This is a genomic window from Rhizobacter fulvus (genome assembly GCF_964020785.1).
Map to the genome: position 1 here is coordinate 451,580 of NZ_OZ224516.1, position 26,048 is coordinate 477,627.

Below are 26,048 nucleotides of genomic sequence, written 5' to 3' on the forward strand. Positions count from 1 at the left end.
CGCTACTTCTTCTGCGTCTTCTTCTCCCAGTCGCGCAGCGCGGCCAGCGTGTTGGTCACGTGCTTGGCCGGGTTCAGGCTCTGGTAGCTGTAGATGATCGAGCGGTCCGGCGTGATGACATAGGACACACGGTTCGCGTAGTCCGGCATGATCATCATCGCGGCGTCGTACGACTTGATCACGGTCTTGTTCGCATCCGAAGCGACCGCGAACTTGCCCTGGCAGGCCTGCGTCGAGAACTTCACCTGGGTCTCGATGTCGTCGGTCGACACGCCGATCACCGTGGCGCCGAGGGCCGCGAACTTGTCGGTCGCCTCGGCGAATTCGTGCGCCTCGGCCGAGCAGCCGGCGGTGAATGCCGCCGGGAAGAAGTACAGCACCACCGGGCCCTTGGCGAGCGACTGGCTCAGCGAGAAGTCGTACTTCTGGCCGGCGAGCGCAGCCGGCGCGGTGAAGTCGGGTGCCTTCTCGCCGATGTCGAGCGCGGCCTGCGCCACGGGCGTCATCGCCAGGCCGGTGGCCAGCGCTGCGGCGGCCCACATGAACTTGTTCATCCACATCCCCTTTGGCGTGCTGCCACGCGAATCGCGCGATGTTGCCAGAAGCCGGCGCGCCACGGACCTTACGTCGTATCGCCCCTGCCGGATGCAGGGCACCCGGTGCCGACAACCTAGGCAGCGGGCCCTAAGTCGCGCGTCGATGCGCCGATATGATCCGCCCGCACCGACGCACGCCCGCCGCGCGCACCCCGGGCACCCCTATTCGGAGACTGCATGTTCGACTACATCGTGATCGGCGGCGGCTCGGCCGGCTGCGTCCTGGCGGCGCGCCTGACCGAGGACCCGGCTGTCAGCGTCTGCCTCGTCGAGGCGGGCCCGGCGGACAAGAGCGTGCTGATCCACTGCCCTGCCGGCCTGGCCGTGCTGGCGCAGACGACCCAGGCGAACTGGGCCTTCCAGACCGTGCCGCAACCCGGCCTGAACGGCCGTCGCGGCTATCAGCCGCGCGGCAAGGTGCTGGGCGGATCGAGCTCGATCAACGCGATGTGCTACGTGCGCGGCCCGCGCGAGGACTACGATCGCTGGGCCGCCGACGGCAACGCCGGCTGGGGCTTCGACGACCTGCTGCCTTATTTCAAGAAGTCCGAGCACAACGAGCGCGGCGCCGACGCGTGGCACGGCACCGGCGGCCCGCTGAACGTGATGGACCTGCGCAGCCCGAACCGCTTCGGCCCGGTCTTCGTCGACGCGGCGGCGCAAGCCGGTTACCCGCGCAACACCGACTTCAACGGCCCGACCCCGGAAGGCGTCGGCCTGTACCAGGTCACGCAGCAGAACGGCGAGCGCGGCAGCGTCGCCAAGTCGTACCTGACGCCGAACCTCGGCCGCAGGAACCTGACGGTGATGACGGGCGCGCACACCACGCGCGTGCTGATGGAAGGCGAGCGCGCGGTGGGCGTGGAGGTCCGCGTCGACGGCGCGTTGCAGCAGCTGAAGGCCAGACGCGAGGTGCTGCTCAGCGCCGGCGCGCTCCAATCGCCGCAGCTGCTGATGCTGTCGGGCATCGGCCCGGGCGCGCAATTGCAGAAGCACGGCATCGCCGTCGTGCACGACGCGCCCGGTGTCGGCGCGAACCTGCACGACCACGTCGACGTGGTCCAGGTGGTCGACACGCCGGGCCTGTCCGAGCTGTTCGGCCTGTCGCTGCCGGGGGCCGTCAACGCGCTGCGCGGCATCTTCGAGTGGCGACGCGCGCGCACCGGCATGCTGACGACCAACTTCGCCGAGGCCGGCGGCTTCATCAAGAGCCACCCCGACGAGCCGTTGCCCGACCTGCAGCTGCACTTCGTGATCGGCAAGCTGATCGACCACGGCCGCAAGCCGAGCTTCGGCCACGGCTACTCCTGCCACGTGTGCCTGCTGCGGCCGAAGAGCCGCGGCGCGCTGACGCTCGCCAGCAGCGACCCGTTCGCCGCCCCGCTGATCGACCCGAACTTCCTCGGCGAGCGCGACGACCTGGTGAAGATGGTGCGCGGGTTCAGGCTGATGCGCGCCATCCTCGGCCAGCCGGCCCTGGCGGGCTACCGCGGCCGCGAATTGCCGGCTTCCGCGGTGGCGCAGACCGACGCGCAGATCGAGGAGTTCATCCGCGGCCATGCCGACACGATCTACCATCCGGTCGGCACCTGCCGCATGGGCGCCGGCGAGCGCGACGTGGTCGACGCGCAGCTGCGCGTGCGCGGCGTGCAGGGCCTGCGCGTGGTCGACGCGTCGATCATGCCGAGCATCGTCGGCGGCAACACGAACGCGCCGGTGATCGCGATCGCCGAGAAGGCCGCGGACCTGATCAAGGCAAGCGGCTGACGGGCCGAGCGGCGCGGGGCTCGATCCGCCGCTTCGGGTGAGAATGGCGGCAACTCAAGCCGTCAGGAACCACCCGCATGAAGACCAAAGCCGCAGTCGCCTGGAAGGCCGGCGCCCCGCTCACGATCGAGACCGTCGACCTCGAAGGCCCGCGCGCCGGCGAGGTGCTGATCGAGGTCAAGGCGACCGGCATCTGCCACACCGATTACTACACGCTGTCCGGCGCCGACCCCGAGGGCCTGTTCCCGGCGATCCTCGGGCACGAGGGTGCGGGCATCGTGGTCGACGTGGGCCCGGGCGTCACGAGTCTGCGCAAGGACGACCACGTCATCCCGCTCTACACCCCCGAATGCCGGCAGTGCAAGTTCTGCCTCTCGCGCAAGACCAACCTGTGCCAGCTGATCCGCGGCACGCAGGGCAAGGGGCTGATGCCGGATGCGACCTCGCGCTTCAGCCTCGACGGCAAGCCCATCCTGCACTACATGGGCACGAGCACGTTCAGCAACTACATCGTCGTGCCCGAGATCGCGGTCGCGAAGGTGCGCAGCGACGCGCCGTTCGACACGATCTGCTACATCGGCTGCGGCGTCACGACCGGCGTCGGCGCGGTGCTGTTCACCGCGAAGGTCGAGGCGGGTGCGAACGTGGTCGTGTTCGGCCTGGGCGGCATCGGGTTGAACGTGATCCAGGGCGCCAAGATGGTCGGCGCCGACAAGATCATCGGCGTCGACCTCAACCCCGAGCGCGAGGCGATGGCGCGGCAGTTCGGCATGACGCACTTCATCAACCCCAAGACGACCGAGAACGTCGTCGATGCGATCGTGCAGCTGACCGACGGCGGCGCCGACTACAGCTTCGAGTGCGTCGGCAACACCAAGCTGATGCGCCAGGCGCTGGAATGCACGCACAAGGGCTGGGGCCGCTCGATCATCATCGGCGTGGCCGAGGCCGGCGCCGAGATCAGCACGCGGCCGTTCCAGCTCGTCACCGGCCGCAAGTGGGAAGGCTCGGCCTTCGGCGGCGCGCGCGGTCGCACCGACGTGCCGAAGATCGTCGACTGGTACATGGACGGCAAGATCAACATCGACGACCTGATCACGCACCGACTCAAGCTCGAGGACATCAACCAGGGCTTCGACCTGATGAAGAGCGGCGAGTCGATCCGCTCGGTGGTGCTGTACTGACATGCAGGGCGAACGCACGATCGTCACGCTCAGCGAGCACGCCTGCTTCGGCGGCGTGCAGGGCTTCTACCGGCACCAGTCGGAAGAGACCGGCACGCCGATGAAGTTCGGCGTGTTCGTGCCGCCGCAGGCCCGGACCGGGCCGGTGCCGGTGCTGTTCTACCTGGCCGGCTTGACCTGTTCCGAAGAGACCTTCGCGATCAAGGCGGGCGCGCAGCGCCATGCGGCCGAACACGGGCTGATGCTGGTCACGCCCGACACCAGCCCGCGCGACACCGGCGTCGACGGCGCCGACGCGGCGTGGGACTTCGGCACTGCCGCCGGGTTCTACCTCGACGCGACCGAGGCGCCCTGGCGCACGAACTGGCGCATGGGCAGCTACGTGACGCGCGAGCTGCGGCGCCTGGTGCTCGCGCACTTCCCGGCGCGCGAGGACCGCGTCGGCCTGTTCGGCCACTCGATGGGCGGACACGGCGCACTGACGCTGGCAATGAACAACCCGGGCCTGTACCAGAGCGTCTCGGCGTTCGCCCCGATCGCCGCGCCGATGCAGTGCCCGTGGGGCGTGAAGGCCTTCACCGGCTACCTTGGCGACGACCGGGCGGCCTGGGCGCGCCACGATGCGACCGAACTTGTGAAGGCGAGGGCCCGCGTCCCGCCGCTGCTGATCGACCAGGGGCTGGCGGACAAGTTCCTCGCCGAGCAACTGCACCCGCACCTGTTCGAAGCCGCGTGCGCCGCGGCCGGTCAGCCGCTCACGCTGCGCCGCCACGAGGGCTATGACCACGGCTACTACTTCATTGCCACGTTCATGGCCGACCACCTGGCGCACCACGCGCGCCACTTGCTGGCGGACTGATGGACAGCGCTGACGACGCGCCCGCGGCGACACCCGCCGTCAAGCAAGCGCGCAACCCGCTGCATGGGATCACGCTCGAAACCATGTTGACCGAGCTCGTCGCCCACTTCGGCTGGGACGAGCTCGGCGCGCGGATCCATATCAACAGCTTCAACACCGACCCGAGCATCAAGTCGAGCCTGAAGTTCCTGCGCAAGACGCCGTGGGCGCGCGAGAAGGTCGAGAGCCTGTACCTATTCATGCGGCGCGAGCAGGCGCGTGCAAAGCCAACACCATGACCCACCCTCCCAAGACGCCCGTGCCGTTCGGCAGCTGGCCCTCCCCTGTCACCGCCGAGCTGATCGCGGGGGCGACGCTGCGGCTCGGCCAGATCTCTTTGCGGGGTGACGAGATCGTTTGGGGCGAGGGTCGGCCGCAGGAACAGGGACGCATCGTGCGAGTGAGCCGCACGGCGGACGGCTCGATGGTCGACTTGAACCCACCGCCCTTCAACGTGCGCTCCCGAGCGCACGAATACGGTGGCGGCGGATTCGCGCTCATGCCGAACGGCGACGCGGTGTTTGCGCACTACGACGATCAGCAGCTCTACCACATTGAAAGCACCGGCGCTGTGCGCCAGTTGACGCACGATGCGGATCGACGCTACGCCGACTTGATTTTCGATGCCGCCCGCAACCGGCTTCTTGCGGTTCGCGAAGACCACCGGGGCGGATCGACAGACGCCGTCGCGACGATCGTGTCGATCTCCCTCGACACCGGCGCGGCCCGCGTCCTTGTGCAAGGCCACGACTTCCTCGCCAGCCCCGCCCTCAGCCCCGACGAGCGCCAGCTGGCGTGGCTCGCCTGGGACCACCCGAACATGCCCTGGGACGGCTGCGAACTCTGGCTCGCCGACGTGGCGGCGGACGGCTCGCTCGGTACGCCGCGTCGCATCGCCGGCGGTGCGCAGGAGTCGATCTTCCAGCCGCAATGGTCGCCGCGCGGCGAACTGCATTTCGTCAGCGACCGCAGCGGCTGGTGGAACCTGTACCGACTGCGCGACGGTGCAACGCAGCCGCTGCATCCGATGGCCGCCGAGTTCGGCGAGCCGCAGTGGGCGTTCGGCATGAGCCGCTACGGCTTCGACGCGGCGGGGCGCATCGTCTGCGCGGTCAGCCAACAAGGCGTGACGCGGCTCGCGACGCTCGATCCGGAGACCGGCGCGTTCGAGTGGCTCGCGACGCCGTTCTGCACGATCGAGTCGCTGCGCGTCGGCGCGGACTTCGCGGCCTTCGTCGGCGCCACGCCGACGCAGGCGAGCGCGGTGGTGCGCCTGGACCTGCGAAGCGGCGCTCACGAGGTGCTGCGCAGTTCCAGCGCGGCAGACGCGCAGGGGGACTTCCTGTCGCTGGCCGAGCCGATCACCTTCCCGACCGAGGGCGGGCTCGACGCTCACGCCTTCTTCTACGCACCGACGAACCGCGACGCCCGCGGCCCCGACGGTGAGCGCCCGCCGCTGATCGTGATCACGCATGGCGGCCCGACCGGCACGACCGACGCCGGCTTCAAATGGTCGATCCAGTTCTGGACCAGCCGCGGCTTCGCGGTGGTCGACGTGAACTACGGCGGCAGCAGCGGCTACGGCCGTGCCTACCGCGCGCGGCTCGACGGGCAATGGGGCGTCGTCGATGTCGACGACGCCATCCATGCGGCGCGCTTCCTGATCGCCCGCGGCGACGTGGACGCCGACCGCATCGCGATCCGCGGCGGCAGCGCCGGCGGCTACACGACGCTGAGCGCACTGACCTTCCGCCATTTTTTCAAGGCCGGCGCAAGCCACTACGGGATCGGCGATCTCGAGATGCTCGCCACCGACACGCACAAGTTCGAATCCCGTTACCTCGATCGCCTGATCGGCCCCTACCCGGCCCAGCGCGCGCTGTACCGCGCGCGCTCGCCGGTGCACCACACCGCCCAGCTTTCGAGCCCGATGATCCTGTTCCAGGGGGCGGAGGACAAGGCGGTGCCGCCATCGCAGGCCCAGGCGATGTACGACGCGGTCGCGGCCAAGGGCCTGCCGGTCGCCTACCTGCTGTTCGAGGGCGAACAGCACGGTTTCCGCCGCGCTTCGACGATCCGGCGAGTGCTGGAAGCCGAGCTGTATTTCTATGGCAGGGTGTTCGGCTTCACGCCGGCCGATGCGATCGAGCCGATCGAAATCCGCAATCTGCCCGGCTGACTTTTTTTCACGTCCACTTGCACCTTGAATCGTCTGCTGACAGGCAGGCGTGCGCGCGCGCGTTAGGGTCGAGCGAGGAGGAAAGTGACACATGAAGTCATCATGGCGAACCGCCTGGCAGGGCCAGGACATCGTCGTCTACCGCAACGACACCGAGGTCGATCGCCTGCATGCGCCGGACATCGACCGGGTGCTGCTCGTGCATCGCGCCTCGGGCGATTCTCCCGGCGACCTGGTGCAGGCGGTCGTCGAGATCGGCGACGCCTGCCTGATCTTCCCGGCCGACACCGGCTTTGCGGGCCGCGTCAACTTCGAGCGTCAGGCGTTCTGGGCCGACAAGGGCTGCGTCTACTGGATCAATGAATCGCGCGCGCCGCTGCCGCTGCGACTGCGCCGCGGGCGCTGGTTCCTCGGCCTGACGCACCCGGTCTTCATGCGGGTGCCTCGCGCCGACCTGGCCGCCCTCATCGAGCGCTGGCCGGTGCAGGGCCCGCAGACCTGGGAACAGCGCAAGTGGCGCCGGATCGAACTGAGCCGGCCGTTCGGCTCGGAGCACGCGGACACCCGCCTGCGGGCCTGATCAGGGAGCGAACGTCACGGCGCCAAAATGAAAAGAACCCCGCCGGAGCGGGGTTTGTTCATGGCGCGAGGTCGCTCAGGCGGCCGGCTTGGCAGCAGCCTTCTTCTTGGCGTGCTTCTTGGCGTGGGCCTTCTTGACCGGAGCGTCCTTCTTGACGTCCTTGGCGGCGGGCGCGGCCGGGGTGGCAGCGGCGGCCGGAGCAGCCGGCGTGGCCGGAGCGGCGGCTTGGGCGAAAGCGCCCATCGAGAAGGCGGAGGCGATCAGAACAGCGGCGAGTTTCTTCATGATGTGGTTCCTGGCAGGAATGAGAGCGCAAGTGCTCGGGAGTCACAACGTGGCCTGCCGCGGGCCGGTTGACACCGCCGTCAACGAAATATCGGGTGCGCAAGCGATTCGGCGACGGTCAGCACCGGCGTCACGCAGGCGTCCGCCGTCTCGAACACGGCAACCCAGTGCGCCAGCGCTTGCGTGGCGAACAGCGCCGCGAGCTCGGCCCGCAGTGCCATCGACGCCGATGAGCCGACCGCGAGCCCGCGCGACCAGTGCTGCGCGGCCCATTCCGGCCGGCCGACCGCCTCGCACAGCGCCTGCCAGAACTTGGGCTCCAGCGCGCCCACCGCCAGATGCCGCCCGTCGGCGGTGCGGTAGACGCCGTAGCACGGCGCACCGCCCGACAGCAGATCGCGCCCCGGCGCCGGCTCACGGCCGGTGGATTGCAGCGTGAACGTGGCCAGCACGTGGTGGCGCAGCACCTCGTGCGCCATCGACACGTCGACGAAGCGCCCGCGCCCGCTGCGTTGCGCCCCGAGCAGCCCGGCCAGGATGCCGGTGACCGCGGCCTGCGTGCCGCCCATCAGGTCCCCGATCTGGAAGTTCGGCACCGCCAGCTCGCCGCCTTCGGTCGTGGCGATCTGGCCGAGCACGCCGGCCATCGCGATGTAGTTGATGTCGTGCCCGGCGCGATGCGCCCAGGCGCTGCGCTGGCCGTAGCCGCTGATCGCGCACATCACCAGCCTCGGGTTGGCGGCGCGCAGCACGGCCCAGCCCAGGCCGAGCTTGTCCATCACGCCGGGGCGAAAGCCCTCGACCAGCACGTCGGCGCTGCGGACGAGGTCGATCAGCGCGGCCGCACCCCCGGGCGCTCGCAGGTCGAGCCGGGACAGTTCCTTGCCGCGGTTCAACTCGCGGAAGCTCAGCGCCGGCTCGCCGGCGGCGCGCTCGGCCGGCGTCTGGCTCATCGTGCGGGTGCCGTCGTCCTGGCCCTGCCCGGCCGGTCCCTCGATCTTCAACACCTGCGCGCCCATCTCGGCGAGGTGGCGGGTGGCGAGCGGGCCGGGCAGCAGCCGGGTCAGGTCGATGACGCGGATGCCGGCCAGCGGCAGATCGGCCTCGGCCGGCGCACCGGCGTTCAAACGAATCGTCCCTCGCGCACCCACTTGGTCGCGACCCACTTCTCGCCCTCGATGACCGGCGCGCCGCCGTGCAGCGAGCGGGTCGCCGGGTGCGCGCGGTCGTAGCTGAAGAAGACCGCGTTGCCGCGTACGGGCGACACGTCGAGCTGCACGTCGGGAAAGGTGGTGGCGCCGCCCTGCGTCGGCGTGTTCAGGTAGCAGACCAGCGACGCGACCCGCTGCCCGCCGCGCTTCAGGATGCTCGGCGTGCCGGAATGCGCCGGGTCGAAGTAGTCGTAGTGCGGCTTGTACTCGGCGCCAGGCCCGTAACGCAGCACCTGCAGCCCCTCGCCGTTCTCGAGCGGCCAGCCCATCAGCGCAGCCATCCGCGCCTCGATCCGGGCGACGACCGGGTGCTCGCCACGCTCGAAGAACATGCCCTGGCTGGTGCGCGCGTCATTGACCTCGCTGGCACCGGTCTCGGTCTGCACGGTCTCGGAGCGCGCGAGCCGGGTCCGCGCCAGCGCGATCATCTGGTCGCACTCGTCGTCCGACAGCAGGCCACCGAAGACGATCACGCGCGGCGTGTGCATCGTCATCAGCACCTGCACGTCGCGGTCATGGGCGCGGAGTGTCGTGCGCGGGCCGTTCGGCAACGGTTCGGGCACCGGCACCGCGGGCGGCAGGACCGTCTGCTTGACGCGGTCGTCGAGGTAGCCGGTCAGCACCTGCTCGAGGGCCGCGATCGCGGAGTCCTCGTTCCAGCCGCTGGCCAGCATCGATTCGAGCACCACCTCCGGCTTGTGTCCGGCGGTTGCCTGCTCGATGATCCAGGCCCTCAGCTCGGGCGTCATGGGCTGCTGTTCGCTCATGCCGATGATTCTGCAGCAGCCGCGCGGCTCAGTCGACCCGGCGGCGGAACACCAGGCGGTCGCGCTCCGACGCACCGGCGGCGAAGCGGTAACCGTCGGCGTCGAAGGTCTTCAACCCGGCGACGCTGCCGATCCGGTGCTGGATCGCATGCCGGGCCATCAACCCGCGGGCCCGCTTGGCGAAGAAGCTGATGATCTTGTACTCGCCGTTCTTCCAGTCCTCGAACACGCACTCGACGACGCGCGCCGCCAGCACCTTCGTGCGCACGGCATGGAAGTATTCGTGCGAGGCGAGGTTGACGACGACCGGCGCCTTCGCGTCCGCCAGGCGCTCGTTCAGCTGCTCGGCGATCGTGTCGCCCCAGTATGCGTAGAGGTCGGCGCCGTGGCGGTTCGGCAGCCGCGTGCCCATCTCGAGGCGGTAGGGCTGCAGCCGGTCGAGCGGGCGCAGCAGGCCGTGCAGCCCGCTGAGGATCGCGACATGCTTCTGCGCCCAGCGCAGGTCGGCGAGCGTCATGTCCTTGGCCTGCAGGCCACCGTACACATCGCCGTCGAAGGCGAGCACGGCGGGTTTGCTGTTGGACGCGGTGAAGCGCGGCGACCACGCGGCGTAGCGGGCGACGTTCAGCTCGGCGAGCGCGTCGGACAGGTCCATCAGCTCGGCGACGTCGACCGCATCGCGTTGTCGCATCAGCGCGATGAGTTCGGCCGAGCGGTCGATGAACATTGGCTCGGTGGCGAGCTTCGCGACGGCCTTGGGCGTCGGCGTGTCGTAGTCGAGCGACTTGGCGGGGGAGAGCAGGAACAGCATGGCGACGATTATCGCGAGGCCGCCGCGGGCGCCCCGCCCCAAGCCAGGGGCGGATCCCCGCGGGGGTGGCTGCGTACCCGCAGCCGGGGGGTTCCATCCTCAATGGAAGTCGCGGCTGCGCGTCGCCAGGCCTTGCAGCAACTCGGAGTGGTCGATGGCCTTCATCACGACCAGGTGCATCACCGCGCCGTCGCGGTCGCCCTCCGGCCCTTCCTGGCGCTGCCAGCGGCCGTACAGCGTCAGCAGCCGCGCGGCGAGCAGCGGCTGGCGCTGCGACTCGACCACCGACGGCCAGACGATCGCATTGACGGTGCCGGTGTCGTCCTCGATCGTCACGAACATCGTGCCCTTCGCGGTCTCGGGCCGCTGACGGTGCGTGACCAGCCCGCTGGCGCGCGCCAGCCGGCCGTTCGGGTACTCGCGCAGCACGACGGCCGGCTGCACGCGGAAGCGCGCCAGCGTCTCGCGCAGCAGCGCAACCGGGTGGCGGTTCAGCGTCAGGCCGAGGGCGCGGTAGTCGGCCAGCGTCTCCTCGGATTCGGCCGGTGCCGGCAGCCGCAGCGCCGCCTCCTGGAGGCGGCTGTCGCGCAGCAGTGCGGTCGGCCGGGTGTCGATGCCGGCGACCGACCAGGCGGCCTCGTGGCGGTGGCCGCTGAGCGTGCGCAGCGCATCGGCCTGCGCCAGGCATTGCAGGTCGTGGGCGTTCAGCGATGCGCGGCGGGCCAGGTCTTCGGCGTCGAGGAACGGCGCCTGCGCACGCGCCGCGACGATGCGCTCGGCGGCCTCCGCGGCCAACCCGGCGATGCGGTCGAGGCCGAGCCGCACCGGGTGGCGCGGCAGGCGCTGCAGCGGCAGCGGGCCCGCCTCACTGGTCACCGTCGCCACCGTGCCGGGCGCGGCCTCGAGGCTGCTCTCGCAGCCGCTGATCGTCACGTCGACCGGTCGCACCTCGACGCCGTGCGAGCGCGCATCGCGCACCAGCTGCGCCGGCGCGTAGAAGCCCATCGGCTGGCTGTTGAGCAGCGCGGCGAGGAAGGCGTCGGGGTGGTGGCACTTGAGCCAGCTGCTGACGTAGGCCAGCAGCGCGAAGCCGGCGGCGTGGCTCTCGGGGAAGCCGTACTCGCCGAAGCCCTCGATCTGCTTGAAGATGCGCTCGGCGAAGTCGGCGTCGTAGCCCTTGTCGACCATGCGGCCGACGAGTTGCTGGTGGTAGTGGCCAAGGCCGCCGCGACGCTTCCAGGCCGCCATCGAACGGCGCAGCGCATCGGCCTCGCCGGGCGTGAAGTCGGCGGCGATCATCGCGATCTGCATCACCTGCTCCTGGAAGATCGGCACGCCTTTCGTGCGCTTCAGCGCGGGCTCGAGCGCACGCGGGTACTCGATCTCCTCGTCCTTCAACGCCCGGTTCTTCAGGTACGGATGCACCATGCCGCCCTGGATCGGCCCGGGCCGCACGATCGCGACCTCGACGACCAGGTCGTAGTAGCAACTCGGCCGCAGCCGCGGCAGCATGCTCATCTGCGCCCGGCTCTCGATCTGGAACACGCCGACCGTGTCGGCGCGGCAGATCATCTCGTAAGTCTCGCGGTCGTCGTCGGCAATGTCCTGCACTTCCAGCGGGCGGCCAGCCTTCTCGCTGAGGAAGCCGAGCGTGCGCCGCAGCGCGGTGAGCATGCCCAGCGCGAGGATGTCGACCTTGAGCAGGCGCAGCTCCTCGAGATCGTCCTTCTCCCACTGGATCACGCTGCGGTCGGGCATCGCGGCCTGCTCGACCGGCACCAGCTGCGACAGCAGCCCTTTCGAGATCACGAAGCCGCCCGGGTGCTGGCTCAGGTGGCGCGGGAACTCGATCACCTGCGCGGTCAGTTCCATCCAGCGCTGCACGATCGGCGACTCGGGATCGAAGCCGTTCTCGCGCAGCCGGTCGGTCGCGATGGAGCGACCGTCGAACCACTTGTGGCCCTTGGCGACCGCCTCGATGCGCTGCAGGTCGATGCCGAGCGCACGGCCCATGTCGCGCAGTGCCGAGCGCGGGCGATAGCGGATCACGACCGCGGTTAGCGCGGCGCGGTGGCGGCCGTACTTGCCGTAGATGTACTGGATCACCTCCTCGCGGCGCTCGTGCTCGAAGTCGACGTCGATGTCCGGCGGCTCGTTGCGCTCGATGCTGATGAAGCGGCCGAACAGCATGCTGGCGCGGCGCGGATCGACCTCGGTGATGCCGAGGCAGTAGCAGACCAGCGAATTCGCGGCGCTGCCGCGGCCCTGGCACAGGATCTTTTCGCCGCGCGCCCAATGGACGATGTCGGCCACGGTGAGGAAGAAGCGTTCGAAGTCGCACTGCTTGATGAGCGCCAGTTCTTCCTCGATCTGCAGCCGGTAGTGCTCGGGCAGCCCGCCCGGGAAGCGCTTGGGCGCACCGGCGTAGGTGAGCGCGCGCAGGTGGCTGCTCGGCGTGGCGCCGGGCGGCACGATCTCCTGCGGGTACTCGTAGCTCAGCTCGTCGAGCGAGAAACGGCAGCGCGCCGCCCACGCGACGCTGTTCTGCAACCACGCCGGCTCGTACAGGGCCGCCAGCCGGCCGCGCGAACGCAGGTGCTGCTCGGCGTTCGGCTGCAGCCGCAGCCCGCACGCGGCGATCGGCGCGCCCAGGCGCGTGGCGGTCAGCGCGTCCTGCAGCGGCTTGCGCGAGCGCAGGTGCATCAGCACGTCGCCGGCCGCGACGATCGGCAACCCGGTGAAGGTGGCGACGCGCCGCACCACGGCGCGCAGCGCGGCGTCGCCGGGACGGCGCAGCAGTTCGAGCGCGATCGCGGCGCGGTCCTGGAACCACTGCTCGAGCCAGACCGCGTGCGCGAGCACCTCGTCGTGCGGCTGGTCGGCGTCGGGCACCAGCAGCACCAGGCAATCGGGCAGGCCGGCGAGCGTGGCCGCGTTGGGCACCAGCCCTTCGAGGTCACCGGGGTGCGCCTGGTACTCGCCCTTGGGCGCGCGCCGCCGCGCCACGGTGATCCAGTGCGAGAGGTTGCCGTAGCCGCGCCGCGTCTGCGCCAGCACCACCAGCCGCGCATGCGGCACCGGCGCGGCGTGGCGCGGCGCACCGGCCGGCGGCGGCAGCGTGAGCCGCATCTCGGCACCGATGATCAGCGGCAGGCCGGTCTCGCGCGCCGCGACATGCGCCCGCACCACGCCCGACAGCGAGCACTCGTCGGTGATCGCCAGCGCCGCATAGCCCAGCGCGTGGGCGCGCTCCACCAGTTCGGCCGGGTGCGATGCCCCGGTCAGGAAGCTGAAGTTGCTGCGGCAGTGGAGCTCCGCGTAGGCGGGCAGGTCGGACATGAGATAACTGTATGTTTGTACAGTATAGATCTCAGGCCATCGTCCATCTTTAGCGCGCGATATCCTTACCGCCATGCCCCGTTATGTCGCCTTCCTCCGCGGCGTGAGCCCGACGAACGCCCGCATGCCGGAGTTGAAGCAGGCGTTCGAGACCGGCGGGTTCGCGAACGTGCGGACGCTGCTGTCGAGCGGCAATGTCGTGTTCGACGCGCGCGCCGCGGCCATCGATCAATTGCAGCGGCGGGCCGAGGCGGCGATGCGCGCGGGCCTCGGTCGCAGCTTCGACACGATCGTGCGGCCGGTGCTGGCGCTGCAGCAGTTGATCGCGTCCGATCCGTTCGCGGCGTTCGACCTCGGGCCTTCGCACAAGCGGATCGTCACGTTCCTGCGGCAACCCGTGGACGCCCCATTTGCGCTGCCGCCGGAGCGCGACGGCGCGCGCATCCTGAAGGTCTGTGGCGGCGAGGTCTTCTCGGCCTACCTGCCCAACGACAAGGGGCCGGTGTTCATGAGCCTGCTCGAACGCAGCTTCGGCAACGCGATCACGACACGCACGTTCGACACTGTCAGGAAGTGCGCGCAGGCCTGACCTGACGACACGCCTCACTCACTTCACGACCCTGCCCCCATGTTCGGCATCCACGATCTCACGCTGTTCATCGTCTCCGGCCTGCTGCTCAACATCGTGCCGGGGCCGGACACGATGCTGGTCGTCACGCGCAGCGCGACGCAGGGATGGCGCGCCGGCTCGGCGGCCGCGCTCGGCATCGGCAGCGGCACCTTCGTGCACGTGCTGGCGGCGGCGCTCGGGATGTCGGCGCTGCTCGCGACCTCGGCGCATGCGTTCACGGTCGTCAAGTGGGTCGGCGCCGCCTACCTCGTCTACGTGGGCGTGAGGATGTGGTGGACCCACAGCGCGCGTCAGACCACGGCCGAATGCCAGGCCGCGCCGCTGCCCTACCGGAAGATCTTCGCGCAGGGCTTCCTCACCAACGTGCTGAACCCGAAGGTCGCGCTGTTCTTCCTCGCGTTCGTGCCGCAGTTCATCGACCCTGCCTCCCAGACCAAGGCGCTGGCGTTCATCGCGCTGGGTTGCGTGTTCAACGTCAACAGCATGATCTGGTCGCACGGGTTGGCATTCTTCTCGGCGGCGGTCGGGCAGCGCACGCGGCTCGGGCCGCGCACGGCGCGGTGGTTGAACCGCGCAGTCGGCACGGTGTTCGTCGCGTTCGGCGCGCGGCTGGCGCTCGGAGGCCGCGATTGAACGCACCGCTGCTCGCGACCTTCGCGCTCGCCAGCCTGGTGCTGGCGGCCACGCCGGGGCCGGGCGTGCTCTACATCGTCACCCGGACGCTCTCGCAGGGGCGGCGGGCCGGGCTGGCGTCGGTCGCGGGCGTCGCACTCGGCAACCTGGGCAATGCGCTCGCGGCGTCGCTCGGGCTGGCGGCGCTGCTGGCCGTGTCGACGCTCGCGTTCGAGGTGATCCGCTACGCCGGCGCGGCGTACCTCTGCTGGCTCGGCATCAAGGCGCTGCAATCATCGGCATCGGGCGGCACGGCGCGGGCTGCGCCGACGGCATCGCCGGCGCGGATCCTGCGCGAAGGTTTCCTCGTCTCGCTGCTGAACCCGAAGACCGCGCTGTTCTTCGCCGCGTTCCTGCCGCAGTTCATCGACCCGGCCGGCTCGGCGATCGCACAGAGCGCGCTGTTCGGCGTCGCGTTCGTGGCGATCGCGGCGTGCACCGACACGGCCTACGTGCTCGCTGCCGGCCTGGCCGCGCCGGCGCTGAGGCAGTCGCAGCGTGCGAGCACGGTCGGGCGCTACCTGAGCGCTGCTGTCTACTTCGGCCTCGCCGCGTTCACCGCCGCATCAGGCGCTCGAAGCTCTCGCTGAATTTCAATGGTTGTCGCGCGGCACGAACGCGCCGCGACGGCCCACCAGGAACTCCAGGTCCACGCCCTGGTCGGCCTGCAGCACCGTGTCCACGTACAGCTTCCAGTAGCCGCTCGCCAGCGGCGGCGCGGGCTTGACCCAGGCCGCCAGGCGGCGCGCGAGTTCCTCGTCGCTGATGTGCAGGTGCAGCTTGCGCTGCGGCACGTTGAGTTCGACGATGTCGCCGTTCTGGACCACCGCCAGCGGGCCGCCGGCCGCCGCCTCGGGGGCGGTGTGCAGCACCACGGTGCCGTAGGCGGTGCCACTCATGCGGCCGTCGCTGATGCGGACCATGTCGGTGATGCCCTTGCGCAGCACCTTCGGCGGCAGCGGCATGTTGCCGACCTCGGCCATGCCGGGGTAGCCCTTCGGGCCGCAGTTCTTCAGCACCATCACGCAGGTCTCGTCGATGTCGAGGTCTTCGTCGTCGATGCGCTTGTGAAAATCTTCGATGTCCTCGAACACCACCGCCCTGCCCTTGTGCACCATCAGCTCCGGCGTCGCCGCGCTCGGCTTGATGACCGCGCCCCGCGGCGCGAGGTTGCCGCGCAGGATCGCGATGCCGGCCTTCTCCTTGAACGGCGCGGCCAGCGTCTTGATGACCTCGGTGTTGTAGTTCTGCGCGCTCTCGATGTTCTCGCCGACGGTCCTGCCGCTGCTCGTGATCTGCCCGAGGTGCAGGTGCTGCGCGATCTCCTTCATCACGACCGGCAGGCCGCCGGCGTAGCAGAAGTCTTCCATCAGATACTTGCCTGACGGTTGCAGGTTGACCAGGCAAGGCAGCTCGCTCGCGAGCTTGTCGAAATCGTCGATCGTCAGCTCGACGCCGATGCGCCGCGCCATCGCGACCAGGTGGATCACCGCGTTGGTCGAGCCGCCGATCGCGGCCAGCGTCTTGATCGCGTTCTCGAACGCCTCGCGGGTGATGACCTGCGACAGCTTCAGGTCTTCATGCACCATCTCGACGATGCGCCGGCCCGCATTGCGCGCCAGCACGTTGCGCCGGCCGTCGACCGCCGGATACGCCGCGTTGCCCGGCAGCCCGATGCCCAGCGCCTCGACCATGCTGGCCATCGTCGAGGCGGTGCCCATCGTCATGCAGTGGCCGTGGCTGCGGTGCATGCAGCTCTCGGCGTCGAAGAAGTCGGCGAGCTTCAGCGTGCCGGCGCGCACCTGCTCGCTCATGCTCCACACGCCGGTGCCCGAGCCCAGTTCCTGGCCGCGCCACTTGCCGTTGAGCATCGGGCCGCCGCTGACGCCGATCGTCGGCAGGTCGACGCTGGCCGCGCCCATCACCAGCGACGGCGTGGTCTTGTCGCAGCCCATCAGCAGCACGACGCCGTCGATCGGGTTGCCGCGGATGCTCTCCTCCACGTCCATCGACGCGAGGTTGCGGTACAGCATCGCGGTCGGACGCAGCAGCGTCTCGCCGAGGCTCATCACCGGAAACTCGAGCGGGAAGCCGCCGGCCTCGTACACGCCGATCTTCACTTGCTCTGCCAAGGTTCTGAAGTGCGAGTTGCACGGCGTGAGTTCGCTGAAGGTGTTGCAGATGCCGATCACCGGCCGGCCGTCGAACTGGTCGTGCGGCACGCCCTTGCCCTTGACCCAGCTGCGGTAGGCGAAGCCGTCGCGGTCCTGGCGGCCGAACCATTGCTGGCTGCGGAGTTCTTCGGGCTTTTTCCGGGGCTTGGAATCGTTGCTCATGAGTGCTCGGTTTCCCGATGGGCTGGTCGTGTCGATCGACATAATATGGTAGGACGATTGCCCCTTGCCTCGTCGAAAACCCGGGAGTTCCACCTTGCCAGACATCGAGATCCTGTCCGTCGCCAACCCGCCGCCGTTCCTGCTGGAGCCGCTGCAGGCCAAGTACATCGTCCATCAGCGCCTGCACGAGACCGACCCGGCCGCCTTCGCCCAGGTCGCACCGAAGATCCGCGCGATCCAGGCCAGTGGCGAATCGAAGGTCGGCGCCGACCTGATCGCGCAGTTGCCGGCGCTCGAGGTGATCTCGGTGATGGGCGTCGGCTACGACGGCATCGACGTCGCTGCCGCGAAAGCGCAGGGCGTCGTCGTCACCCACACGCCCGACGTGCTGAACGACGACGTGGCCGATCTCGCCATCGCGCTGATGCTTGCGTGGGCGCGTCAGATCGGCCGCGCCGACCGCTTCGTGCGCGCCGGCGAGTGGCCGAAAGGCCCGCTGCCCCTGGGCCGCAAGATGTCGGGCGCGCGCCTGGGCATCGTCGGCATGGGCCGGATCGGCCAGGCGATCGCGCACCGCGCTTCCGCCTTCGGCATGAAGATCGCCTACACCGCGCGCAGCGCGAAGCCCGACCTGCCGCTGACCTACTACCCGAGCGCCGCGACGCTGGCCGCGCAGAGCGACTTCCTGGTGCTGATCACACCGGGCGGCGCCGCCACGCGCAAGCTCGTCGACGCAGACGTGCTGCGCGCGCTCGGCCCGAACGGCTGCGTCGTCAACGTGGCCCGCGGCTCGGTGATCGACGAAACCGCGCTGATCGAGGCGCTGCGCGCGGGGACGATCGCCGGCGCGGCACTCGACGTGTTCGAGAACGAGCCGAACGTGCCGCAGGCGCTGCGCGAGATGGACAACGTGGTGCTCACGCCGCACATCGGCAGCGCCACCGCGCAGACGCGGCGGGCGATGGCCGATCTGGCGTTCAACAACCTCGACGCCAGGCTCAGCGGCCAGCCGGTGCTGACCCCGGTGCCGGAATGTCAGTGACGGTGTCCTCCGGCCTCGGGAAAGTCCGCAGGGCCGGATCCTTCAATCGTCATACGATCACACCATAAGCAACCAAGCCGGCGATGCCGGAGGAGACGAGCGCATGAAGTTCAAGACCTGGATCGGCGGCCTCATCGCCACAAGTGTCACCGGAGTCGCCCTGCTGGGCGCCGCCCCGGCGATGGCGCAGGAAAAGCTCACCGTCTGGTGGGTCAAGGGTTTCTACAAGTCGGAAGACGATGCGCTGTTCGCGGCGATCAAGAAGTTCGAGGCGAAGCACCCGAAGATCAAGATCGAGCTGTCGCAGTACCCGATCCAGGACATGATCCCGAAGACCGTGTCCGCGCTCGATTCCGGAAGCCCGCCGGACGTGGCCTACGCCGACGTCTACGACTTCCAGGTCACCGCCAAGTGGGCGTACGACGGCAAGCTCGAAGACATCAGCAGCGTGATCGACCCGATCCGCACGCGCTTCGCGCCGAACACGATCGAGACGACCTTCCTGTACAACGATCAGGCCAAGAAGCGCGCGTACTACGCGTTCCCGATCAAGCAGCAGACCATGCACATCGAGTACTGGATCGACATGCTGGCGGAGGCGGGCTTCAAGGAGTCGGACATCCCGACCACCTGGAAGGAATACTGGAGCTTCTGGTGCGACAAGGTGCAGCCCGCCTACCGCCAGAAGAGCGGCAACCGCGCGTTCGGCATCGGGCAGCCGCTCGGCGTCGACTCCAGCGACTCGTTCTACTCGTTCCTCACGTTCATGGACGCCTACAACGTCAAGCTGGTCAACGACAGCGGCAAGCTGCTGGTCGACGACCCGAGCGTGCGCCAGGGCCTGATCAACACGCTGACCGATTACACGGCGCCTTACACCAAGGGCTGCTCGCCGCCGTCGTCGACGAGCTGGAAGGACCCGGACAACAACGTCGCCTTCCACAACCGCACGACCGTGATGACGCACAACGCGACCATCTCGATCGCCGCCAAGTGGCTCGACGACATGAACAACGCCACGCTCACCGAAGCCCAGCGCGCGACGGCGAAGAAGTACTACACCGAGCTGATCCGCACCGCAGGCTTCCCGACCAAGCCGGACGGCAGCAAGATGGTCTACCGCGCGGCCGTGAAGACCGGCGTGGTCTTCAACCAGGCCAAGAACAAGACGGCCGCCAAGCAGTTCGTCTCGTTCCTGCTCGAGGAGGCGAATCTGACGCCGTACGTCGAGGGTTCGCTGGGCCGCTGGTTCCCGGTCACCAAGACGGCACAGGAAAGCCCGTTCTGGAAGGCCGACCCGCACCGCCTGTCCGTCTACAACCAGTTCAAGGCCGGCACGGTCACGTTCGAATTCACCAAGAACTACAAGTTCACGGTGCTGAACAACGAGAACGTCTGGGCCAAGGCCGCGAACCGCGTGCTGAACGAGAAGGTGCCGGTCGACAAGGCGGTGGACGAGATGATCGCCCGCATCAAGACGGTGGCCGGGCAGTGATGACAGCCCCTCGTCCGGCGAAACGCCGGCCGATCCCCCGGGGGGATGCGGGCCGGCTTGGGAGCGGCCCGGCGCTCGCCCCGCGACTTCCTCCATTCACCTTCTGAGCTTCCATGGATGCCACCCTTTCGGCGGGCGCGACGGCCCCGCGCAGCGCCCCCGATCGGTGGCAGTTCTGGGGCCGCATGCTGGTGCTGCCCTATGTGATCGTGTTCCTCGTCTTCGTGCTCTACCCGGTCGGTTACGGACTGTGGCTGGCGCGGCACCCGCAGAGCTACGTCAAGCTGTTCGAAGACCCGATCTTCTTCCGCAGCGTGATCAACACGCTGGTCTTCCTGATCGTCGCGATCAACGTGAAGATGGTCATCGCGATGATCCTGTCCGGCTTCTTCGTGCAGGAACGCTGGTGGATCAAGATCCTGTCGCTGATCTTCATCCTGCCGTGGGCGCTGCCGTCGATCCCGACGATCCTGTCGGTTCGCTTCATGCTGAACCCCGAGTGGGGCGTGATCAACACGCTGATCTTCAAGCTCACCGGCGCTGACGGCCCGAACTGGCTCAACGACCCGACGCTCGCGCTCGGCTTCGCGATGCTGATGCACGTCTGGAAGTCGCTGCCGTTCTGGACCCTGATCCTGATCGCCGGCCGGCTGGCGATCCCGAAGGAACAGTACGAGGCCGCGTCGGTCGACGGCGCGACCAACTGGCAGAAGTTCAAGTTCATCACCTGGCCGTCGATGCGCACGCTGTACGTGACCTCGCTGATCCTGTCGATGATCTGGACGCTCGGCGACTTCAACAGCGTCTACCTGCTGACCGGCGGCGGCCCGGCCGACCTGACCCACGTGCTCGCGACGCTCGGCATTCGCTACCTGCGGCTGGACCAGGTCGACCTGTCGATGGCGTCGATCGTGGTGGCGATGCCCCTGGTGCTGCCGCTCGTGTATTTCATGATGAAGCGGCTCTCGAAGTGAAGGTGACGCCATGAACGCCAAGACCTGGAAGGCCGTCACCACCGAGGCCAAGCTGCTGCTGATCGGGATCCCGCTGTTCCTGTGGACCATCATCCCGGTCTACCACCTGTTCCTGTTCGCGATCTCGCCGAAGGATTCGGCCACCTCGGGCAAGCTCTGGCCCGACCACCCGACGCTGCAGAACTTCGTCACGGTGTTCAAGCGGCAGCACTTCTACCTGGATCACTTCTGGGTGCAACTCGGCAACTCGGTGCTGATCGCGGTGGCGGTCGCCGCGATCACGCTGTTCGTCGCGACCTCGGCCGCGTTCGCGATCAGCCGGCTCAAGGTGCGCGGCGGACGCACGGTGATGAACCTGGCGCTGTTCACCTACTTCATCCCCGCCGCGTTTCTCGCGGTGCCGATGTACAAGACCATGGGGAACTACGGGCTGCTGAACAGCCAGTGGGCGCTGATCCTCGCGATGGTGACCATCGCCTCGCCGTACTGCATCTGGGTGCTCAAGCAGGCGTCCGACAAGCTGCCCTACGAGCTCGATGAAGCCGCCCGCATGGACGGCGCCTCGCCGCTGCAGCTGTTCCGCCTGGTCTACCTGCCGCTGATGGTGCCGTCGCTGGTGGCGGTGGGCACCTACGCGCTGCTGCTGGCCTGGAACGAATACCTCTACGCGTTCCTGCTGCTGTCGAACGACACCAGCGTGACGCTCGCGGTGGCGCTCGGCAACTTCCTGTCGGCCGACGATTCGCCGTGGGAGCTGCTGATGGCCACCGGCCTGATCTATGCGCTGCCGCCGGCCGCGATCTACTACGCCTTCAAGCGCTACATGGTGGGCGGCCTGACGGCCGGCGCCGTGAAGAGCTGAGCGGGCATTCCCGATCCACGAACGAGAGTTGAGCATGGCCACAGTCGGCTTCCGCAACGTCCAGAAGACGTACGACAACAAGGTGAAGGTGTTGCACGGCATCTCGTTCGACATCGTCGACGGCGAGTTCGTCGTGCTGGTCGGCCCGTCCGGCTGCGGCAAGAGCACGCTGCTGCGCATGCTCGCCGGCCTGGAGGAGATCACCGCCGGCGAGATCACGATCGACGGCAAGGTCGTCAACGACCTCGAGTCGAAGGACCGGGACATCGCGATGGTGTTCCAGAGCTACGCGCTCTACCCGCACATGACGGTCGGCGAGAACATGGGCTTCAGCCTGCGCCTGCGCAATGCCGACCCCCAGCTCACGGCGCAGCGTGTGAACGATGCCGCGCGCATCCTCAACCTCGACAAGCTGCTCGACCGGCACCCGCGCGAGCTCTCCGGCGGCCAGCGCCAGCGGGTCGCAATGGGCCGTGCGATCGTGCGCGACCCCAAGGTGTTCCTGTTCGACGAGCCCTTGTCCAATCTCGACGCGAAATTGCGCGTGGCAATGCGGGCCGAGATCAAGGCGCTGCACCAGCGCCTGAAGACCACCACGGTCTACGTCACGCACGACCAGATCGAGGCGATGACGATGGCCGACCGCATCGTCGTGATGCACGACGGCATCATCGAGCAGATCGGCACGCCGCTCGAGCTGTACGACCGGCCGGGCAACCTGTTCGTCGCGCAGTTCATCGGCTCGCCGTCGATGAACGTCGTCGAGGGCGTCTTGCGCGGCTCGGGGGGCGACACGGCCGTCGAGGCGGCCGGCTCCCGCTGGCCGGTGCCGGCGCAGATCGGCGGCCGTGACGGCCAGGCGGTGCACTACGGCATCCGCCCCGGCGACGTGCACCTCGCGCCGCAAGGCCAGGGCATCGCGGCCAAGGTGATCGTCGTCGAGCCCACCGGCGCCGAGACCGAACTGCTGCTGCGCGTCGGCGACGTGCAGCTCGTCGTCGTCATCCACGGCCGCACCGCCGCGAAGCCCGACGACACCGTGTACCTCGCGATCGACGCCGACAAGGCCCACGTCTTCGACACCGCCTCCGGCAAGCGCCTCGGCTGAGATGGCAACGGCAGCTGTCCCGCTGGTGGTCGTGATGGGCGTCAGCGGCTGCGGCAAGAGCACGGTCGGCAAGCTGCTGGCGCGCCAGCTGCAGGCCGAGTTCCTCGAAGGCGACGACCTGCACCCTCCGCGCAACATCGAGCGCATGGCGGCCGGCATCCCGTTGACCGACAACGACCGGCGCGACTGGCTGCTGCAGATCGCGGAGCAGATCGCCGATGCGCGCGCCGGCCGGCACGGCCTGGTCGTCTCGTGCTCGGCGCTGAAGCGCAGCTACCGCGACATGCTGCGCACCGCGGCGGGCCAGCTCGGCTTCGTCCACCTGCACGCGAGCCGCGAGGAGTTGCAGGCGCGCCTGGCGGCACGCCCGGATCATTTCATGCCCGGCTCGCTGCTCGACAGCCAGTTGCAGACGCTGGAGCCGCCGCAGCCCGACGAGCGCGCGCTGCAGCTCGACGCGACCCTGCCCGCCGCCGACATCGCGAAGCAGGCCGCGGCCTGGCTCGCCCTCCCGTTCCCTTCACCGCGCAAACGATGATCACGCCCGAGACCTTCCGCCTCGACGGCCGGCTCGCCCTCGTCACCGGCTCCTCCGCGGGCATCGGCCTCGCGATCGCGCGCGGGCTCGCGCAGGCCGGCGCCGGCGTCGTGCTCAACGGCCGCGGCACCGTCAAGGTCGGCGAGACCGCGGCGCAACTCGCGGCCGAGGGGCTGACGGTGCATGCGCGTGCGTTCGACGTGACCGACCGGGCCGCGGTCGATGCCGGCATCGCCGCGATCGAGGCCGAGATCGGCCCGATCGAGATCCTGGTCAACAACGCCGGCATCCAGCGGCGCGCGCCGTTCCACGAGTTCGTGCCGGCCGACTGGGCCGAGCTGATGCGCACCAACCTCGACAGCGTGTTCCACGTCGGCCAGGCGGTCGCGCAGCGCATGGTGCCGCGCCAGCGCGGCCGCATCATCAACATCTGCTCGGTGCAAAGCGAACTCGGCCGGCCGGGCATTGCACCGTACACCGCCAGCAAGGGCGCGGTGAAGATGCTGACCAAGGGCATGGCGATCGACCTCGGCCCGCACGGCATCAACGTCAACGGCATCGGGCCGGGCTATTTCAAGACCGAGCTGAACCAGAAGCTGGTCGACGACCCGGCGTTCAGCAGCTGGTTGATCAATCGCACGCCGAGCCGGCGTTGGGGCGACGTCGAGGACCTGGCCGGCGCGGCCGTGTTCCTCGCCAGCGATGCCTCGCGCTTCGTGAATGGCCACATTCTCTACGTCGATGGCGGTGTGACCGCCACGCTCTGACCTACGCCGCGATGACCACCTTCACCCAAGTCACCTTGTTCACCGACACCGACGGGCGCGCCCGCTTCGGCGAGCACGAGATCGCGCTGCCCGAAGGCACGCCAAGTTCGATGCTGTCGGCGCTGATGCCCAGCGGCGGCCTGCAGCTGCGGCACAGCCCGGTCGGCTTCCGCAGCAGCTTCCACGTCACGACAACGCCGCAGTGGGTGTTCATCCTGAGCGGACGGATGGAGATCAACCTGCAGGACGGCAGCGCCCGCGTGTTCGGGCCCGGTCAGCACTTTCTCTCCGACGACACGCTGCCGGCCGGTGCCACCTTCGACCCCGCGGTCCACGGCCACTGGAGCCGCCAGTTGGGCGACGAGCCGCTTGTGACGGCGTTCGTCAGGACATGATCAAAAACGTCCACGGCGGCACCGTCGATCTGCTCGGCGAAGCGATCGTCACCGGTCGCTACCCGGTCGGCAGCTCGTTGCCGCCGGAGCCCGTGCTGTGCGACGAACTCGGCGTCAGCCGCACCGTGATCCGCGAGGCGGTGAAGTCGCTGATCGCGAAAGGGCTGCTGGTCACCGGCCCGAAGGTCGGCACGCGCGTGCTGGCCGAGGAGCAGTGGAACTGGTTCGATCCCGACGTCGTCGCGTGGCAATCGCGCGCCGGGTTGTCGCGCGAGTTCCTGCGCGACCTGCAGGAGCTGCGCCGCCTGGTCGAACCGGCGGCGGTCCGTCTGGCCGCCGAGCGCGCCACGCCGCAGGACATCGCCGAGATCGAGGCCGCCTACGCCGGCATGAAGCTGTCGATCGAGGAAGGCGGCGACTACGTCAGCAGCGACCTGCGCTTCCACCAGGGCCTGCTGCGCGCCTGCCACAACCGCATGGTCGCGCAGATGAGCAAGGCGCTCGGTGCGTTGCTGCGCACCAGCTTCGAGATCTCCACCTCACGGCCCGACGGGCCGGCGCAATCGCTGCCGCTGCACCGCGCCGTGCTCGACGCGGTGATCGCGCGATCGCCGCAGAAGGCCGAGCGCGCGATCATCGTGCTGATCGACGGCGCCAACGAGGACATCGAGGAGGTGCTGACGACGCGCCGCAAGCTGCCGTCGCTCGGCGCGCCGGCGCCCCGCCTCAAGGCGCGACTCAAGGCCGTCGCCCGCTGAACCCACTTCAGGAGCTTGCCGATGAAGATGCACCAAGCCTTCTCCACGATGGCGTCCGCCTTCGCGATCGCCGCCACGCTCGGCGCCTGCACCACCACCGCGCCGCCGGCCGCACGCAGCGCCACGGCGCCGGCCGCACCGCCGAAGACCGCGCTGTGGGTCGGCAACAGCTTCTTCTACTACAACAACAGCATGCACGGCCACGTCGGCCGCCTGCTGGCCGCGGCCAACCCCGGCGAGAAAGGCTACCGGGCGACCTCAGCGACGATCAGCGGCTCGGGCATCAACTGGCACGACCTCGAGGCTCACTTCAGACCCGGCGGCGTCGGCTCGTACTCGTTCGACGCGAACAACAACGTCGTGTTCAACCAGTTCGACAAGCCGTTCGACGTGGTGATCGTGATGGATTGCAGCCAGTGCCCGATCCATCCGCAGCTCTCGAAGGTGTTCCACGAGTACGCCGCGAAGAACAGCGCCACCGCGCGCCGCCACGGCGCCGAGCCCGTGTTCTTCATGTCGTGGGCCTACTCCGACAAGCCCGAGATGACCGAGCAGCTCGCCGCCGCCTACCTGAAGGCCGGTGCCGAGAACCGCGCCAAGGTCGTACCCGCGGGCCTCGCGTTCGCGCGTTCGATCGCGAAGCGGCCGGACCTGAATCTGTACGAGCCGGACAAGCGCCACCCGAGCCTGATGGGCACCTACCTCGCGGCGTCGACGGTGCTCGCGTCGGTCTACGGCATCTCGCCGGTCGGCAACCGCTACACCGCCGGCCTCCCCGCCGACGTCGCCGCGCACCTGCAGGCCACCGCGTGGGAAACGGTCCAGGCGTTCAAGCAGCCCTGAGCCCGGGCGG

General features: G+C 69.0%; 26 protein-coding genes. 19 read left to right on the forward strand and 7 right to left on the reverse strand.

Annotation, left to right across the window (positions count from 1 at the left end; translation table 11 throughout):
* Nucleotides 1-2 precede the first annotated feature (2 nt).
* Nucleotides 3-554 (reverse strand): peroxiredoxin, encoded by a 552-nt coding sequence (locus ACWH49_RS02175; protein ID WP_448169953.1) that lies wholly within the window; start codon nucleotides 552-554, stop codon nucleotides 3-5.
* 219 nt (nucleotides 555-773) lie between these two features.
* On the opposite strand from ACWH49_RS02175, the gene ACWH49_RS02180 reads away from it, so the two are divergent.
* The 6 genes from ACWH49_RS02180 to ACWH49_RS02205 all read left to right on the forward strand — a co-directional run bounded on the left by ACWH49_RS02180 (nucleotide 774) and on the right by ACWH49_RS02205 (nucleotide 7,204).
* A complete protein-coding gene (locus tag ACWH49_RS02180; protein ID WP_448169954.1) occupies nucleotides 774-2,363 on the forward strand; it encodes a GMC family oxidoreductase in 1,590 nt (529 codons plus the stop codon).
* 77 nt (nucleotides 2,364-2,440) lie between these two features.
* Nucleotides 2,441-3,547: an S-(hydroxymethyl)glutathione dehydrogenase/class III alcohol dehydrogenase gene (locus ACWH49_RS02185; protein WP_448169955.1), complete on the forward strand. Its 1,107-nt coding sequence runs from the start codon at nucleotides 2,441-2,443 to the stop codon at nucleotides 3,545-3,547.
* A 1-nt stretch (nucleotide 3,548) separates the two neighbouring features.
* A complete protein-coding gene (fghA, locus tag ACWH49_RS02190) occupies nucleotides 3,549-4,406 on the forward strand; it encodes an S-formylglutathione hydrolase (RefSeq protein WP_448169956.1) in 858 nt (285 codons plus the stop codon).
* Nucleotides 4,406-4,684 carry a VF530 family protein gene (locus ACWH49_RS02195; RefSeq protein WP_448169957.1) on the forward strand — a complete coding sequence of 93 codons (279 nt, stop codon included), beginning with the start codon at nucleotides 4,406-4,408 and terminating at the stop codon, nucleotides 4,682-4,684. Before fghA ends, ACWH49_RS02195 begins: the two co-directional genes overlap by 1 nt.
* The gene (locus tag ACWH49_RS02200; protein ID WP_448169958.1) at nucleotides 4,681-6,624 is read left to right on the forward strand and encodes a S9 family peptidase; all 1,944 of its coding nucleotides are present in this window, start codon (nucleotides 4,681-4,683) and stop codon (nucleotides 6,622-6,624) included. Before ACWH49_RS02195 ends, ACWH49_RS02200 begins: the two co-directional genes overlap by 4 nt.
* 91 nt (nucleotides 6,625-6,715) lie before the next feature.
* Nucleotides 6,716-7,204: a hypothetical protein gene (locus ACWH49_RS02205; RefSeq protein WP_056464308.1), complete on the forward strand. Its 489-nt coding sequence runs from the start codon at nucleotides 6,716-6,718 to the stop codon at nucleotides 7,202-7,204.
* Between the two features lie 75 nt (nucleotides 7,205-7,279).
* On the opposite strand, the gene ACWH49_RS02210 is transcribed toward ACWH49_RS02205, so the two are convergent.
* The 5 genes from ACWH49_RS02210 to ACWH49_RS02230 form a co-directional block, all read right to left on the reverse strand.
* Nucleotides 7,280-7,489, reverse strand: a complete 210-nt coding sequence (locus tag ACWH49_RS02210) for a hypothetical protein (protein ID WP_056464310.1) — start codon at nucleotides 7,487-7,489, stop codon at nucleotides 7,280-7,282.
* Nucleotides 7,490-7,569: 80 nt separating this feature from the next.
* On the reverse strand, nucleotides 7,570-8,616 hold the full coding sequence (locus ACWH49_RS02215) for a CaiB/BaiF CoA transferase family protein (RefSeq protein ID WP_448169959.1): 1,047 nt from the start codon (nucleotides 8,614-8,616) through the stop codon (nucleotides 7,570-7,572).
* Nucleotides 8,613-9,467, reverse strand: a complete 855-nt coding sequence (locus tag ACWH49_RS02220) for a 2OG-Fe(II) oxygenase (protein WP_448169960.1) — start codon at nucleotides 9,465-9,467, stop codon at nucleotides 8,613-8,615. Before ACWH49_RS02220 ends, ACWH49_RS02215 begins: the two co-directional genes overlap by 4 nt.
* Before the next feature lie 28 nt (nucleotides 9,468-9,495).
* Complete coding sequence (yaaA, locus tag ACWH49_RS02225; protein ID WP_448169961.1) at nucleotides 9,496-10,278, reverse strand: peroxide stress protein YaaA; 783 nt, start codon at nucleotides 10,276-10,278, stop codon at nucleotides 9,496-9,498.
* A gap of 99 nt (nucleotides 10,279-10,377) precedes the next feature.
* On the reverse strand, nucleotides 10,378-13,617 hold the full coding sequence (locus ACWH49_RS02230; RefSeq protein ID WP_448169962.1) for an error-prone DNA polymerase: 3,240 nt from the start codon (nucleotides 13,615-13,617) through the stop codon (nucleotides 10,378-10,380).
* Nucleotides 13,618-13,690: 73 nt separating this feature from the next.
* On the opposite strand from ACWH49_RS02230, the gene ACWH49_RS02235 reads away from it, so the two are divergent.
* Genes ACWH49_RS02235 through ACWH49_RS02245 form a run of 3 tightly spaced genes read left to right on the forward strand, consistent with a single transcriptional unit; the run spans nucleotide 13,691 to nucleotide 15,510 of the window.
* On the forward strand, nucleotides 13,691-14,206 hold the full coding sequence (locus ACWH49_RS02235; RefSeq protein WP_448169963.1) for a DUF1697 domain-containing protein: 516 nt from the start codon (nucleotides 13,691-13,693) through the stop codon (nucleotides 14,204-14,206).
* 39 nt (nucleotides 14,207-14,245) lie between these two features.
* The gene (locus tag ACWH49_RS02240) at nucleotides 14,246-14,881 is read left to right on the forward strand and encodes a LysE family translocator (protein WP_448169964.1); all 636 of its coding nucleotides are present in this window, start codon (nucleotides 14,246-14,248) and stop codon (nucleotides 14,879-14,881) included.
* Nucleotides 14,878-15,510 carry a LysE family translocator gene (locus ACWH49_RS02245; RefSeq protein WP_448169965.1) on the forward strand — a complete coding sequence of 211 codons (633 nt, stop codon included), beginning with the start codon at nucleotides 14,878-14,880 and terminating at the stop codon, nucleotides 15,508-15,510. Before ACWH49_RS02240 ends, ACWH49_RS02245 begins: the two co-directional genes overlap by 4 nt.
* A 3-nt stretch (nucleotides 15,511-15,513) precedes the next feature.
* Here the strand turns inward: ACWH49_RS02245 and ACWH49_RS02250 are convergent, their stop codons facing one another.
* Nucleotides 15,514-17,256 (reverse strand): IlvD/Edd family dehydratase, encoded by a 1,743-nt coding sequence (locus ACWH49_RS02250; RefSeq protein WP_448169966.1) that lies wholly within the window; start codon nucleotides 17,254-17,256, stop codon nucleotides 15,514-15,516.
* Between the two features lie 94 nt (nucleotides 17,257-17,350).
* On the opposite strand from ACWH49_RS02250, the gene ACWH49_RS02255 reads away from it, so the two are divergent.
* The 10 genes from ACWH49_RS02255 to ACWH49_RS02300 all read left to right on the forward strand — a co-directional run bounded on the left by ACWH49_RS02255 (nucleotide 17,351) and on the right by ACWH49_RS02300 (nucleotide 26,038).
* On the forward strand, nucleotides 17,351-18,298 hold the full coding sequence (locus ACWH49_RS02255; protein WP_448169967.1) for a 2-hydroxyacid dehydrogenase: 948 nt from the start codon (nucleotides 17,351-17,353) through the stop codon (nucleotides 18,296-18,298).
* Between the two features lie 103 nt (nucleotides 18,299-18,401).
* Nucleotides 18,402-19,793, forward strand: a complete 1,392-nt coding sequence (locus ACWH49_RS02260; RefSeq protein ID WP_448169968.1) for an ABC transporter substrate-binding protein — start codon at nucleotides 18,402-18,404, stop codon at nucleotides 19,791-19,793.
* A 113-nt stretch (nucleotides 19,794-19,906) separates the two neighbouring features.
* The gene (locus ACWH49_RS02265) at nucleotides 19,907-20,767 is read left to right on the forward strand and encodes a carbohydrate ABC transporter permease (protein WP_448169969.1); all 861 of its coding nucleotides are present in this window, start codon (nucleotides 19,907-19,909) and stop codon (nucleotides 20,765-20,767) included.
* Nucleotides 20,768-20,777: 10 nt separating this feature from the next.
* Complete coding sequence (locus ACWH49_RS02270) at nucleotides 20,778-21,629, forward strand: carbohydrate ABC transporter permease (RefSeq protein WP_448169970.1); 852 nt, start codon at nucleotides 20,778-20,780, stop codon at nucleotides 21,627-21,629.
* A 34-nt stretch (nucleotides 21,630-21,663) separates the two neighbouring features.
* Nucleotides 21,664-22,737, forward strand: coding sequence for an ABC transporter ATP-binding protein (locus ACWH49_RS02275; RefSeq protein WP_448169971.1), 1,074 nt, complete (start codon nucleotides 21,664-21,666; stop codon nucleotides 22,735-22,737).
* Between the two features lies 1 nt (nucleotide 22,738).
* Nucleotides 22,739-23,275, forward strand: a complete 537-nt coding sequence (locus ACWH49_RS02280) for a gluconokinase (protein WP_448169972.1) — start codon at nucleotides 22,739-22,741, stop codon at nucleotides 23,273-23,275.
* On the forward strand, nucleotides 23,272-24,042 hold the full coding sequence (locus tag ACWH49_RS02285; RefSeq protein WP_448169973.1) for a glucose 1-dehydrogenase: 771 nt from the start codon (nucleotides 23,272-23,274) through the stop codon (nucleotides 24,040-24,042). Before ACWH49_RS02280 ends, ACWH49_RS02285 begins: the two co-directional genes overlap by 4 nt.
* An 11-nt stretch (nucleotides 24,043-24,053) precedes the next feature.
* Nucleotides 24,054-24,437 (forward strand): hypothetical protein, encoded by a 384-nt coding sequence (locus ACWH49_RS02290; protein WP_448169974.1) that lies wholly within the window; start codon nucleotides 24,054-24,056, stop codon nucleotides 24,435-24,437.
* Complete coding sequence (locus tag ACWH49_RS02295; RefSeq protein WP_056464346.1) at nucleotides 24,434-25,195, forward strand: FadR/GntR family transcriptional regulator; 762 nt, start codon at nucleotides 24,434-24,436, stop codon at nucleotides 25,193-25,195. Before ACWH49_RS02290 ends, ACWH49_RS02295 begins: the two co-directional genes overlap by 4 nt.
* Nucleotides 25,196-25,216: 21 nt before the next feature.
* Nucleotides 25,217-26,038 carry a hypothetical protein gene (locus ACWH49_RS02300; protein WP_448169975.1) on the forward strand — a complete coding sequence of 274 codons (822 nt, stop codon included), beginning with the start codon at nucleotides 25,217-25,219 and terminating at the stop codon, nucleotides 26,036-26,038.
* The last annotated feature ends 10 nt before the right edge of the window (nucleotides 26,039-26,048 follow it).